Here is a 13,432-nt window from a genome sequence, read left to right as displayed (position 1 = left end):
CGGCCGGCGGCCCGTACCCGCGAGCCGCACGCGCCCGGCCGGTCGGGCCGGTCCCACCCCGCCGCGCCACGCGGCTCCGCTCGGCGGAGCTACGCGGAGCACGGGGGGCGTCGACCGCGGCCGTCGCGACGGGAGTCGGGACGGCCGCCGTGGCGGTTCAGCGGCGCGCGGGCCGTGTGGAGCGCAGCGCGGGCAGCTTCCCGCCGTCGGCGAGCCGTGCCGTCAGCTTCACCCTGGCCCGCTTCGTCCCGGGCAGCGTGAGCGTACGGTCCGTCGAGAAGCCGCTGGGGCTCCCCTCGCCCCTGCCCTTCACCGTGATGCCCGTGACCTTCGACGAGCCGGCCGCCAGCACGTACCAGTTGCCGGCCTGCGACCGCCAGCGCGTCGCGCTGACCACGTTCGGTTCGCGCTTGCCGCACGAGGTGGTGTCCATCGCCCGCGCGGTCAGCACGGCGGGCTCGTCGGGCTCCTCCGCGGGGGGCTGGAACCCGCCGAGGGCCTGCGCCCCCTGGCCGCGCCAGGTCTCGGCCCGCGTGCACGTCCAGGACGCGATGCCCTCGCCCTCCGGCAGCAACTGCTGTTTGAAGCGCCAGGTGTTGACGGACCGCGTGCCGCTGCCCACCAGCGCGCGCATCGCACAGGAGGTGTGCGCCAGACGGGTACGGGCGCGCTCTCCCATCGCCTCGCGTGCCTTGCGGCGCGGCGATCCGTAGGTGAGCCGGACGGCGGCCAGCTCGCCCAGGTCGGTGTAGAGGCGCTTCTTCGTGCCGCCCGACGCCGTCTCGGAGGTGAGCACCAGCCCGGGCCAGCGCGAGCAGTCCCCCGAGGCACGGGGCGCGGTCAACGAGGCCAGCACTCCGTCGTGCTCCCTGCGGAGCGTTCGCCCGGAGTCGTCCGGCCGCAGCAGGTCCGCCTCGGCGGCTTCGGTCACCCAAGGAGCCGTCAGATAGCGGACGTTGCTGTCGCTTCGGGAGACGACGAGGGCCGCGGCCGAGGCCATGTCCGCGCCGTCGGTGCGTGCCAGGTCGAGGACGGCGCCGCCCTCCTCTGCGCCCTCCGGCTCGGCGTAGCGGGCGATCCGCAGACCGTCGTGGAGCAGGACGACCTGGGCGCCGTCGAGCCGTCCCGCGTACAGCAGATGGGGCGGGCCGGACGGCGGGCCGGAGGAGGTGCCGCGGGTCACGGAGACCTTCACCTGCGGCCCGGGCCGGGCCCAGACGGCCAGCGCGCGGCGCAACAGCGCCTGGTTCGAGGTGAGTTCGCCGCGTGTGGGCCAGACGGAGAAGTCGGTACGTGACGCCTTCTTCCAGGCGCCGGCCGGAACGCGCACCAGCGCCCCGGGGTCGAGGGCCTTCTCGGCGGCGGGGTTGCGCGCGTAGGGCGGCGCGGCGGCGCCGTCGGGCCCCCAGGCGCCGCCGGGGAGCCCCAGCAGGGCGCCGCACACGGCGAGAGCCACCGCGGCCACGAGCGCCGCGCGACCGTGCTGGCGGCGGCGCGCCAGGTCCGTGGGGCGTGCCTGCAACAGGCACGGGTCGAACTCGGGGGAGGAGAGCAGCGGCCGGTCCTCGCCGCCCGCCGGGGCCTGGACGGTGCCCGCCTCCCGCAGCGCGGCCGCGGGGTCCGGCACGCCGGCCTCCTCCAGGACCGTGCGGATCTCGCCGTCCGCCAGGCCCTCCAGACCGCGCAGGGCGTAGGCCGCTCGCGCCGCGCCGGAGACGTCCGACAGCGCCTCGTCCAGGGCGAGTTCACCGGCGCCGCCGGAACGCGGTACGAGCTTCAGGCCGAAGACCTGGGGGAGCAGCCCGGGGCGCCGGGGGAGGCGTGACAGCGGCCCGAGGCGTCGGCGTTCGCCGGCGAGCGCACCCCTCAGCATCCGTGCGGCGAGCCACAGGTAGACCTCGCCGGCCCGCCCGCCCGCTCCGTCGCCCGCGCTCTCACGCCTGGCGCTGCCGCGCTGCGGGGGAAGCGGCCCCGAGGCGGCCGCTTCCCGGCTGCGGGGCAGCGCCCGCTGCACGAGCGAGTGCGCCGCCAGTACCCGTCGCTGCCGGGCGAGCGACGGCGGCAGCACCAGATAGGCGAGCCGCACGAGGCGCGGGTAGTGCTCCACGAGCGCGGCTTCGGCCTGCTGCACGTCGAGGGGAGGGAGCTGCGTACGGGGGGTCTGCTGGGAGGTCGCTTCCGAAAGGGCCACGTGAGCGAGAACGAACGAAGGGGAGCTTGGTCACCTGCCGGGCCGCTCCGCGGAGCGGGGCGAGGAGGGACCGTCCCGCCCGGGCAGAACCGTTCCGCAGTACGCGAACCGGCCCACGCGAAGGAGCGCGAAGATGACCGAGCACCCCACGCCGTTGCACACCCTCTACGGCCGGTGGCTGGAGGACCTGTGGAACGGCGACCCGTCGGTGGCCGCGGAGATCGTCAGCCCGGACTTCGTGGGGCACTGGCCGGACCACGAGGTGCACGGCCCCGACGGACTGGCCGCCGCCGTCCGCGAGACCCACGCGATGTTCGACGGGGTCTCCTTCACCCTGGCGGTGGGCCCGCTCGTCGACGGTGACATGGTCGCGGGACGCTGGATCGGGAGCGGAAAGTCGCGGCAGGGCACGGCACGCTTCATCGGGAACGACATCCTCCGCGCCCGCGACGGTCTGTTCACCGAGTACTGGGTGGCGACAGTGGTACTGCCGTGACCCCCGGGTGGGACGGGCGGCGGCGTGAGGCACGCCGCGGGATCCGGGCCCGGGCGGCGTGCCCGGGCCCGGCGGCGCCTCAGCGGACGTCGAAGTCCTCGAACTCGACCGTGCCGCGCGCCCCGTTGCCGCCGTTCGTCGCCGACATGAACAGGCCCACGTCCTGGCGGGACCCGGCCGAGGAGACCGTCACCGACCCCACGGTGCGCCACGTGTCGCCGTCGTCCGTGGACAGGGCGCCCTCGAAGGTGCTCCCGTCACGCGTCAGCCGCAGCAGTACCGGCGCCTTCACGCCGGTGACCTGCTTGAAGGTGTCGAGCTCGCCGTCGCCGTCGGAGTCGTAGGAGAGCACGACGCCGTTGGAGGGCGTGACGGCGAGGTTCACGAACCCCGGGGAGCCCTCGCCCGGCAGGTCGTTGCGGGCGATGAGGCCCGCGCGGGCCCACGGCCCCGTGACCTCCTGCGCGGTGACCCGGACGGTGGCGGTGGTCCCGTCCCGCAGGGCGTCCTGCCGGTAGGCGGCACCGAAGTGCGAGGTGCCCTTCCACATGTCGTCGCCGGCGCCGTTGATCGCGAAGCGGCGGCCGAGCTGACCGAAGACGGCGTCGTTGGTGCTGACCGTGGAGAGGCCCTCGTCCAGGGGCCCGGCGACGTACAGCTTGCCCTGGTGCGGCATGCGCACCCGGCGCTCGCCCTCGGGTCCGAACTCCACGGCCAGCTCGTAGTCCATGGGCTTCAGCGGGTCCTTCAGCTCCTCCCTGGGGGCGTGGACCCGCCACTTCACGGTGGCCCGCTCACCCTGCCGGACCTGGAGGACCGAGGTGGAGCCCTGCGGCTCGGCCTCCTTGAGGCCGGTGAGTGAGAAGTCGACGGTCCCCGTGGGGCGCAGGCCGTTCTCGTTGCGGAAGACGGCGTCGAAGTCGCCGCTGCCGCCCGGCTCCAGGGTCGCCGGGTCGGACTTCACCTCGACGCTGCCCTGGAACGGCGCCTTGGCGAGAGCGCTGTGCACGCGCTGGGCGGTGCGGTAGGCGTCGCCGGAGGGGCGCTGAGGGTAGTCCTTGTGCTCGCGGGTCCAGGCCGCTTCGAGTTCGTACCAGTCGAAGGTCTTGGGCGACTTGCCCTGGGCCAGCGCGTCCTCCAGCGCCTCCAGGTAGGCGCGCCACTGGGGGAGGTGGTAGTCGCCGATGAGGCCCTGCCAGTCGCGGTTGGCGTAGTTGGCGAGTCTTCCCTTGTCGGCGGCGGGACGGTCCGCCCACGGCCCGAGCAGGGTGCGGGCGGTGCGCTCCAGCTGGTCCTGCTCGTCCTTCGCGCTGCCCGCCATGCGCCGCGCGTCGGCGAGCCACGTGCCGAGCAGGAACGAGCGGTGCGTGCCCGCGACCTCCTCGCTCAGCCCCATCAGCGACAGCCACTGCGTGCTGAGCTTCCGGAAGGCCGCGAGGTCCTCGCGCTCGTACGCCGACTTGAGCTGGCCGATCAGCAGCCACGAACGGTTGGCGAGGGCCTGGCGGGCCGTGTCCGCGACGTCGTAGCGGTAGGCGTCGCTGCCGCGCAGCGGTTCCGCGACGTCCAGCAGCGCGGTGAGCGCCGGGTCGAACTCCGCGAGGTCGAAGGCCGGGCTCTTCGTCGCGTAGTGCGCCCCGGACCGGGCGGAGAGGCTGGGCCGGGCGGAGAAGATGCTGTCGTGGGGGCGTCCGTCCTTGCTGCTGATCTCGTACGCCGTGACGGACAGCGTGGCGAAGGCGCTCCGCGCACGGGCGTCGTCGCCGCCGTAGCGCAGCTTCGCGTAGTCCGCGAACCACTGCTCCCGGTCGACGGGGTCCTGACGCCACGCCAGCTCGCTGAACAGCTCGAAGGCGACCGGGTCGCGGTGGGTGGACTCCGGCATGTACGCGGTGCCCACGCACTTGCTGCCGGCCCTGTCGCGCCACGCGGCGAAACGGTCGGCCCACATGTGCGTCTTCGCGCCGACGGTGGTGCGCCCGCCGAAGTTGTGGATGGTGCCGAACGCGTAAGGGACGCCCCCGAAGTCCTTCTCCCGGTCGGTGATGCGCTCCAGGTCCGACAACCCGTCGACGACCAGCGCCCGGTTCTTGTGCCGCAGCGCGTCGAGGAGTTCGCGCCGCGGGTTGTGCTGCCAGCCGAGGATCACCCAGGTCGCCCCGGGCAGCGCGGTCTGCAGCGCCGTCTCCACGGCGCGTGCCGCGTCGGGAACGGGCACGTCGCCGGCCTTGCCGCCCTCGTGCAGCAGATCCATCTTGACGTGGCGGATCTCTCCGAAGACGTCCTTCTGGTGTGCGTAGTACGCGGCGGCGACCTTGCGGAAGACGGCGGTGCGCGGGTCGAGCCAGGCGGGCCGCGTCAGCCCGTTCCAGTCGCCCTGGGGGACGGTCCTGCCGCCCGGATTGCGGTCCGAGAAGTCGTCGGGCACGGTGCCGAAGTAGCCGGGCAGCACGGCGTGCATGCCCAGTTCGCGCAGCCTCGCGACGATGCGGCGGCCCAGGTCCGTGCGGCGCTCCAGCAGCCCGGAGGAGACGGGGCCGCCGTACTCGGAGAGGTTCTGCAGCAGCCACCACGGCTGGTGGGACGGGGCGGGGATCCAGCTGCGCGCCTCGGTGTCGGAGTAGCCGAAGTCCTTCAGCAGCCGGTGGTAGACGGCCTCCGAACCCGTCGTGACGAGCACCTCGTTGCAGCCGTGCAGCGCCATCACGTCGATGAAGCGCTCCCAGTGGTCCCAGTCGGCGTACGGGGCGGTGTAGCCGTCGTGGGTGTCGTTCAGCATGAAGCGGTGGGCGACGGTGGCGCTGCGCTCCAGGGGGCCGGCGGGCGCGGGCAGCTTCGCGGGGAGGTCGAGCTGGCTGCCCGCCCAGGAGATGTGCGCATGGCAGGTGTATTTGAGGTACCAGTGCAGGCCGGTCAGGGCCACCGCGGGGGAGCTGCCCGCGATCTCGACGGCGCCCTCGCTCCCGGACACCCGGAAGCGTTCCTCGCCGCTCGTCAGCGCCTTGAAGGTGACCTGGCCGGCGTGGTCGGGCAGCAACCGCCGCACCGCTGCCAGGGCCGGCCCCATGTCGGTCTCCGCGCGGCGGGCGACCTCGGCGGCGGCCGGATTGGCGCTGCCTCCGAGCGCCGCGCCGGCTCCGAGTGCCCCGGCCGTGCCCAGAAGTGTGCGTCTGTTGATGTCCTCCACGTCGAGCTCCACTTCTCACGTCGTTGCTGCTCACAGCTGTCACATGTGGTGGGCACGCTAATGGAGCGCCGTCTTTCGGCACGAGAGGCGCGGCACGCCTCGGCACGTCACCCCCTGTCGGCTCCGTCCAGATATGCGAGGACTGCGAGCACGCGGCGGTTGTCGTCGTCCGAGGGCGGAAGATCCAGCTTTCCGAAGATGTTGGACGTGTGCTTGGCCACGGCCCTCTCCGTGACGAAGAGTTGGCCGGCGATGGCCGCGTTGGAGCGTCCCTGGGCCATCAGCTCCATGACTTCCTTCTCGCGGGCTGTGAGTTTCGCCATAGGGACGTCCTGCGAGCGGCGGGAGAGCAGCTGCTGGATGACCTGCGGGTCCATCGCCGTGCCGCCCGCGGCGACCCGCCGCACCCCGTCGACGAACTGCTCCGCGTCGAAGACCCTGTCCTTGAGCAGGTAGCCGACGCCGCCGGCGCCGTCGGCCAGCAGCTCGCGGGCGTACAGCTGCTCCACGTGCTGGGAGAGGACGAGCACGGGCAGGCCGGGGCGCTTGCGGCGTGCTTCGAGGGCGCACTGCAGGCCCTCGTCGCTGAAGGACGGCGGCAGGCGGACGTCGACGACGGCCACGTCCGGTTCGAGTTCGTCCAGCGCCCTGCTCAGCCCGGGCCCGTTGTCCACCGCCGCGGCGATCTCGAAGCCGAACGCCTCCAGCATCCGGACGAGGCCGTCGCGCAGCAGGAACAGGTCTTCGGCGATGACAACGCGCACTGGGTCTCCACGAGGCCGGGAAGCTGTGATGTGCCCCGAATCTACCGGCCTGGCTCGGCGACCGGTTCGCGTTCACGACGAGCCGGCAGGACGTCCGGGCAGCGGCCGCCCGGACGTGTGTGTTCCGGACGAGTCGGCTGACGTCCCGTCAGTCCAGGACCGACTCCACCTGCGCGAGGATCTCCGTCACGCGCTGCGCGAACCGCACGTCGCAGGGGTGCGCCCGGCCCGTGCGGGCGGACTCCTCCAGGGCGTCGACGGCGCGGGCGAAGGCGTCCGCCGGCGCCCCGTTCCGTTCGGGCAGCCGTGCCGTCCCCGCCGGCCCCCTCAGCTCGGCCGAGACGCCGGAGGCGGCCGGCGGCATGGAGTGGCTGACGGTGCACGTGCTCGACGCGCCCCGTTCGTGGCGCAGAACGGCGTGGACGGTGTCGCCGGCGCCGCGTACGGCGCGCACCGCGTCCAGGTCGTCGACATCTCCCAGCACGGGAAGCAGCACGGACAGCGCATGCGGACCGACGTCCCACAGCGCGCCCCTCTCGCGCCGCCAGGGCGACGCGGTGTACGGGGAGTCGCCGCCGCCGAAGACGGGGGAGAGCCAGTCGGCCCGGCCCGTCAACCAGCCTCCGGCACGCGCCTGTTCCTCGATCCACGCGGCCGTGGGCTCGTCGAAGCGGAGCGTGAAGAACACGACGGACGCGACGCCCGACGCCCGCACGGCGCCGGTCACCTGCCGGGCTGCCTCGGGCGCCGTGGCGACGGGCTTGTCCAGCAGCAGGTGGCAGCCCGCTTCCGCCGCCCGGACCGCCAGCGGGGCCTGCACGTCCGGGGGGAGCGCCACGGCTACCGCGTCGCAGTCGCTGAACAGCGCGTCCACGTCGTCGTACGGGCGGGTCCCCAGCTCGTCGGCGAGCGCGCGGGCCGCCTCGGGGCGGCGGCCCCACACGCCGGTGAGCCGCGCGTCCTTGTGGGTCGCGAGGGCCGGGCCGTGGGTGCGTGCGGCCCAGGGGCCGGTGCCGAGCAGGCCGAACTTCATGCGAGTCCCTCTCCGGTGTGGCTGGCGTAGCTGCCGCGGGCCAGGTCGCACACGTCGACGGAGGTGTGCAGGGTGATGCCGGGCATGGGCTTGACGTGGTCGCGGGCGAGCCCGAGCACCGCGCGGGAGAGCTCCGCCTTCGCCTCGGGGGTACGCCCGGACAGCAGCGCCACCTCGACGTGGAGCATGGCCGCCTCGTGCCCGCCGTCCGCGATCACGTACTCCTCGATCTGCCGGAAGCGGGTCTTGCAGCCTGCGACGGAGCCCTCGACGGTGCGGGCCAGCAGCGGGTGCAGGGCGAGGCCGAAGCCGCGGCGGTCGAAGGTCTCGGCGAGGACATCGGAATAGTCGACGGTGATGTGCGGCATGGGGGCAGGGTACGGGGTGCCGCGGGGCGCCAGGAGAGAAGCTCGCCGGGCCCGGAACGCGCGTCGGGCGACGGGGCGGCACGGGCGGCGGGAGACGCCTGAACTGCAAGAACCGTGGTCTGCACGCGGGTTGGGGGCTGGTCGGCCGTGTTCCCCGCCGTGGGCGCGAAGCGCCTCTGCCGCCGCGGTGCGGACCACGGCGGCAGAGGCGCGTCCCGCGCCGTGCCGGGCTCAGCGGCGTCCGGCGGGGACCGGGGGACGTCCGGACCCCTCGCCGGGGCGCCCGCCGGCGTGCGGGACCGGACCGGCGGCGCCGTGCGCGGCCAGGCCGCCGGCCTCGCTCCCGGCGGACGGGAGCGGCCCGCCGCCCTCGAGGTCGGGGAGCCGGCGGAGCCAGCGCGGCAGGTACCAGTTGCGCTCTCCGAGGAGCGTCATCACGGCGGGCAGGAGCACCATCCGTACGACTGTCGCGTCCAGCAGCACCGCCACCGCGAGGCCGACGCCCATCTGCTGCATGTCCTGCATCGACAGCGTCCCGAAGACCGCGAAGACCGCGACCATGATCACTGCGGCGCCGGTCACGGCCCCCGCCGTGGCGCGTACGCCCTCGCGGATCGCGTCCTTCGTCTCCGCGCCCCGGTCGTGGGCCTCGCGGATACGGGAGACCACGAAGACGTGGTAGTCCATCGACAGCCCGAACAGGACCACCAGCACGAACAGCGGCATCCACGACTCGATCGCGCCCACCGCCTCCGTGCCCAGCAGCTCCGCACCCCAGCCGTGCTGGAAGACGGCCGTCATCACGCCGTACGCCGCCCCCACCGACAGCAGGTTCAGCACGACGGACGCCGCGGCCACGGGCAGCGAGCGGAAGCAGACGAGCATCAGCAGGAAGGTCACCGCGGTGATGAAGAGCAGCACGGGCACGATCCCGCGGCCCAGCTGGTCGTTGAAGTCCATCGAACTCGCCGTCTCGCCGCCCACGTAGGCCTTCGAGTCCTCGGCCACCGGCTCCAGCGTGCGGGGCACGAGGCTGTCGCGCAGCTTGTCCACGGCCGCCTTCGAAGCGGCGTCGCTGCCGTCGCCGGACAGGGGGACCAGCACCTGGACGACGTCCGGGCCGCGGTGCACGGCCGTCTTCACGTCCTGGCCGAAGGACTTGTCCGCGCGGGCCTGCCGGGTGAAGTCCGCCAGCGCCTGCCGCACCGCCGGCGCCTCCGCGTCGCGGGTCTTGACCACCACGCGCGCCGGTGCGGGGCCGCCGGGAAAGGTCTCGCTGATGGCTTCCGAACTGATCCGCAGCGGCGACTCGGAGGGCATCTGCTTGTCGAGGGCGAGCTGTTCGGTCCTGATGCCGAGCGCGGGCGCCGCCAGCGCCAGCATGGCCACCGTCGCCAGGACGGCGAAGACACCCGGCGCGGCCAGCACGGGACGCAGTACCGCGGCCGAGACCCGTCCGCTCTCCCGTACGGACGCCCCCTTGCGGCTGTGCCGCGCGGCCTCGCCCGTGCGGCGCCGCCACGGCAGCCGACCCCGCTCCACCCGGTCCCCGAGCCAGGAGAGAAGGGCCGGGAGGATCGTCACGGAGCCGAGCATGGCGATGAGGACGACGAGGATGACGGCGACGGCGAAGCCCTCGAACATCAGGAGCCCGGACAGGAAGAGCCCGGCCATGGCCACCATCACCGTCAGCCCGGACACCAGGACGGCACGCCCGCTGGTGGCGGCGGCGACGCGCAGGGCGGTCTCCGCGTCCCGGCCCGCGGCGCGTTCGTCGCGTTCCCGGCGCAGGTAGAACAGGCAGTAGTCGATGCCCACCGCGAGACCCATCAGCAGCATCACGGAGCTGGTGGTGTCGAAGATGTGCAGCTGGTGACTGGCCAGCGCCAGAAGGCCGTTGGCGGCGACGAACGCCGTGACGGCCAGCGCGACCGGCAGCAGCGCGGCGACCAGCGCCCCGAAGGCCACCAGCAGGATGCCCAGGGCGAGCGGAACCGCTGTCCACTCGGCCTTGGCGAAGTCGTCGCTCAGCATCTCCCCGAGCCACCTGTCGGCGCTGGCCTGCCCGTACTGGTGGAGCTCGACGCCCTCGCCGCGGTGCGCGGCACGCACCTTCTCCACCGCGTCCACGACCGGCTGCACCCGGTCCCCGGCGGTCTCCGGGTCGCCCTTCATCCGGAAGTTCAGCAGACCCGCGGTGCCGTCCTCCGAGGGCACCGCGGGACGCATCCCCCGCACCTCGCCCGTGGCCTCCACGGCCTCGGCGACCTCCCGGGCGACCGGCCGCCAGCCGTCCCGCGTCCCGCCGGCGACCATCACCATCTCGCCGGCGGGCTCCTCGATCCCGGCGTCCTCCAGGATGCGGGTCGCGCGGGCCGAGTCGCCCGTCTCGCTCTCCGACTGGCTGACCTCCGCCACGCCGGCCATGCCGCCGACGGCCGCGGCCAGCACCACGAAGAGCAGCCAGCCGGCGATGGCCGTCCCACGGTGCCTCGTACTCCAGCTTCCGAGCCGGGCGGCCAGGCCCCGCCGGCGAGCGGCCTGCCGCGGCGGCGGGCCGCTCGCCGGGCTCCCCGCGGGCCCGGGCGGGCTCGAACTGTCGCGTCGCATCGCTGATTTCCCCTCGTCGGAGCCGAATGGTCGAGGTCACGACGCTAGGAACGCGGCGCGCGCCGCCCCAGCCGCCCGGACCCCCTCTTCCGGCACCGCCGAGCCCCCTTGAGCAGCAGGGGCCAGCGGGAAGGCAGGGGTGTGGCCAGGTACACCCCCGCCGGGGTGCGGGTCCCCGTGTCGCCGGGACGGGGACGGCGCAGACTGGTGGCGGAGACGGGCCGCCGGAGGGCGGCCCGGAGTGCGGGGACGTGCGGGGACGTACGGGGAGAGGGAGCGAGCCGTGGACCAGCGCGGGACAGGCGCAAGGCCCGGAGACGGTGCGAAGCTGCGCGGACGGGCCGGCGGCGCGCTGCTGGCCGCGGTGCGCGGGCTCGTGCTGTGCGTGATGTCCCTGGGCTTCTCGCTCGCCCTGTTCATCCTCAGCGTCGTGTCGATCGCCCTGAGCGTGGTGGGGGTCGGCCTTTTCACCACCCCCGCGGTGACGCATCTCGTACGCGTCCACGCCGACCAGCGGCGCCGCCTCGCGCGGGCGTGGGCGGGCTTCGACGTTCCGCGGCCCTACCGCCCGCTGCCGCCCGTCGCCGGCATGGGCAGCGTCGTCGACCGCTGGAGCCGCCTGATGCGGGACCCCGCCACCTGGCGGGATCTGGCCTGGCTGCTGACGGACTCCGTGCTGGGGTTCGTCTGGGCGCTCTTCCCGCCCGCCCTCATCGCCTACGGCGTCGAGGGCTTCGTGATCATGGCCGGGCTGTGGAAGGCCGTCCAGCACGGGTACTGGTACGCCTTCATCCCCGTCGAGGGGTTCGGCACGGCCACGCTGTGCGCCTGCCTCGGCGCCGTCCTGATCACGATCTCGCTCTACGTGAACCCCTCGTTCGTGCAGGGGCACTTCGTCATCGTCAAGGCGATGATCTCGCCCAGCCGCGGCGCGCAGCTGAAGCAGCGGGTGGAGCACCTGTACGAGACGCGGCACGACGCCGTCGACTCCTCGGCAGCCGAACTGCGCCGCATCGAACGGGACCTGCACGACGGCGCGCAGGCCCGCCTCGTCTCCATGGGGATGAGCCTGGGCACCATCGAGGCGCTCGTCGAGAAGGACCCGGCGCAGGCGAAGAAGCTCATCGCGCAGGCACGCCAGAACTCGGCGGACGCCCTGACGGAACTGCGGGACCTCGTACGGGGGATCCACCCGCCCGTGCTCGCCGAACGCGGACTCGGCGACGCGGCGCGGGCACTGGCGCTGCGCATGCCCGTGCCCGTCGAGACAGACGTCGAACTGGACGGCCGGTTCGCCGAACCCGTCGAGTCGGCCGCGTACTTCGCCGTCAGCGAGATCCTCACCAACGCCGCCAAGCACGCGCGGGCGAAGCGCGTCTGGCTCGACATCCACTACAGCGAGGACGCGGGCGGAATGCTGCGCATCGCCGTCACCGACGACGGGCGGGGCGGCGCCGACATCACCAAGGGCACGGGGATGGAGGGCATCGAACGCCGTCTCCGCCAGTTCGACGGCATCCTCGCCGTGAGCAGCCCCCCGGGCGGACCGACCATGGTGACGATGGAGATCCCCTGCGCCCCCGTGTCCGGGCCCGGGAGGCCGGGGCCGCGGCCGTAGCGAGGGCGCCGTCGCGCGGCTGCGGGCGTATCGCGCCCCGGCGCGCGGCGAGACTGGCCGCATGACACATCCACACGAGACGGACGGCGGCGCCGCACCGCGCCACACGCTGCTGGTCTGCCCGCCGCTGGGCGACGAAGAGCTGAACGCCCTGTTCAGCGCCTCCTGGCCGGACCACCGAAGCACCGCTTTCCAGCGGCAGTTGAGGCACAGCATGCTGTGGGTCGCGGCGGTGCGCGACGGCCGGCTGGACGGCTACGTCAAGGTCGTCGGGGACGGCGGCGTGCACGCCTTCCTGCTCGATCCCACCGTCCGTCCCGACGAGCGCGGGCGGGGGCTGGGGGCGAAGCTGGTGCGGCGCGCCGCGGACGAGGCGCGGCGGCGAGGCGCCGAGTGGCTGCACGTCGACTTCGAGCCGCACCTGTCGCGCTTCTACGCCCGCTGCGGCTTCCGGCCCGCACCGGCCGGGCTGATGCGGCTGACCGGGCCCGGGCCGGGGCCCGGTTGACGGGGCGGGGCGCGCCTGTCGGTGGCGGCGCATAGCGTGTGCCCATGACGTGGACGACTCCCGAAGTGCAGCGCCCCGAGCGGGTGTCCGTGGCCGGAGAGAGCGCGGCGCTGGCCGCCTCGCTCGACTTCCAGCGGGCCACCTTCCTCTACAAGTGCGGCGGCCTGACCGGGGAACAGCTCGCGACGCGGCCCGTGGGCCGCTCCACGCTCTCCCTGCTGGGCCTGGCCCGGCACCTCGCGGACGTCGAACGCTGGTGGTTCCGCAACCACTTCGGCGGCGAGAAGGACGTCCCGTGGGTCTTCTTCACCGAGGACAACCTGGAGGGCGACTTCGACGATGGCACCCCGGAGAGCGCCGAGGGCGATTTCGCCGTCCTCCACCGCGAGATGGAGGCGGCCCGCGCCGTCACCGAAGGACGCTCCCCGGACGACACCTTCCACCGGCCCGGCGGTGAACTCGCCGACCTGCGCTGGCTGTTCCTCTACATGATCGAGGAGTACGCCCGTCACAACGGCCACGCCGACCTCGTACGGGAGCACGTCGACGGCCGCACCGGCGACTAGGGCGTGTCTCAAAGTCCCGTCTGGGCCGCGGTGCCTGGCACGCACGCTGGCTGCGTTGTCGGTCGTCGGCGCAGCCCGCTGCGCTCTCCTC

At 73.8% G+C, this 13,432-nt stretch carries 10 protein-coding genes; 4 read left to right on the top strand and 6 right to left on the bottom strand.

Annotation, left to right across the window (positions count from 1 at the left end):
- Nucleotides 1-157: 157 nt before the first annotated feature.
- Complete coding sequence (locus tag H181DRAFT_RS05525; protein WP_045863134.1) at nt 158-2,191, bottom strand: hypothetical protein; 2,034 nt, start codon at nt 2,189-2,191, stop codon at nt 158-160.
- 133 nt (nt 2,192-2,324) lie between these two features.
- On the opposite strand from H181DRAFT_RS05525, the gene H181DRAFT_RS05520 reads away from it, so the two are divergent.
- On the top strand, nt 2,325-2,687 hold the full coding sequence (locus H181DRAFT_RS05520) for an ester cyclase (RefSeq protein ID WP_045863133.1): 363 nt from the start codon (nt 2,325-2,327) through the stop codon (nt 2,685-2,687).
- A gap of 79 nt (nt 2,688-2,766) precedes the next feature.
- On the opposite strand, the gene H181DRAFT_RS05515 is transcribed toward H181DRAFT_RS05520, so the two are convergent.
- The 5 genes from H181DRAFT_RS05515 to H181DRAFT_RS05495 all read right to left on the bottom strand — a co-directional run bounded on the left by H181DRAFT_RS05515 (nt 2,767) and on the right by H181DRAFT_RS05495 (nt 10,649).
- The gene (locus H181DRAFT_RS05515; RefSeq protein WP_045863447.1) at nt 2,767-5,874 is read right to left on the bottom strand and encodes an alpha-N-acetylglucosaminidase; all 3,108 of its coding nucleotides are present in this window, start codon (nt 5,872-5,874) and stop codon (nt 2,767-2,769) included.
- Between the two features lie 107 nt (nt 5,875-5,981).
- Entirely contained in the window at nt 5,982-6,638 is a 657-nt protein-coding gene (locus H181DRAFT_RS05510) for a LuxR C-terminal-related transcriptional regulator (protein WP_045863132.1), read from the bottom strand.
- A gap of 148 nt (nt 6,639-6,786) precedes the next feature.
- A complete protein-coding gene (locus tag H181DRAFT_RS05505) occupies nt 6,787-7,671 on the bottom strand; it encodes a Gfo/Idh/MocA family protein (RefSeq protein WP_045863131.1) in 885 nt (294 codons plus the stop codon).
- A complete protein-coding gene (locus tag H181DRAFT_RS05500) occupies nt 7,668-8,039 on the bottom strand; it encodes a 5-carboxymethyl-2-hydroxymuconate Delta-isomerase (protein WP_045863130.1) in 372 nt (123 codons plus the stop codon). Before H181DRAFT_RS05500 ends, H181DRAFT_RS05505 begins: the two co-directional genes overlap by 4 nt.
- Nucleotides 8,040-8,270: 231 nt before the next feature.
- The gene (locus H181DRAFT_RS05495) at nt 8,271-10,649 is read right to left on the bottom strand and encodes an MMPL family transporter (protein ID WP_074467729.1); all 2,379 of its coding nucleotides are present in this window, start codon (nt 10,647-10,649) and stop codon (nt 8,271-8,273) included.
- A gap of 388 nt (nt 10,650-11,037) precedes the next feature.
- On the opposite strand from H181DRAFT_RS05495, the gene H181DRAFT_RS05490 reads away from it, so the two are divergent.
- From H181DRAFT_RS05490 to H181DRAFT_RS05480, 3 genes are all read left to right on the top strand, one after another.
- Nucleotides 11,038-12,267 carry a sensor histidine kinase gene (locus tag H181DRAFT_RS05490; protein WP_078895565.1) on the top strand — a complete coding sequence of 410 codons (1,230 nt, stop codon included), beginning with the start codon at nt 11,038-11,040 and terminating at the stop codon, nt 12,265-12,267.
- 61 nt (nt 12,268-12,328) lie between these two features.
- A complete protein-coding gene (locus H181DRAFT_RS05485; RefSeq protein ID WP_078895520.1) occupies nt 12,329-12,775 on the top strand; it encodes a GNAT family N-acetyltransferase in 447 nt (148 codons plus the stop codon).
- Between the two features lie 44 nt (nt 12,776-12,819).
- Nucleotides 12,820-13,341: a DinB family protein gene (locus H181DRAFT_RS05480; protein WP_045863129.1), complete on the top strand. Its 522-nt coding sequence runs from the start codon at nt 12,820-12,822 to the stop codon at nt 13,339-13,341.
- The last annotated feature ends 91 nt before the right edge of the window (nt 13,342-13,432 follow it).

The sequence above is a fragment of the Streptomyces sp. WMMB 714 genome (assembly GCF_900090125.1).
Lineage (GTDB): Bacteria > Actinomycetota > Actinomycetes > Streptomycetales > Streptomycetaceae > Streptomyces > Streptomyces daqingensis.
This window is presented reverse-complemented; position numbering and strand designations above follow the sequence as displayed.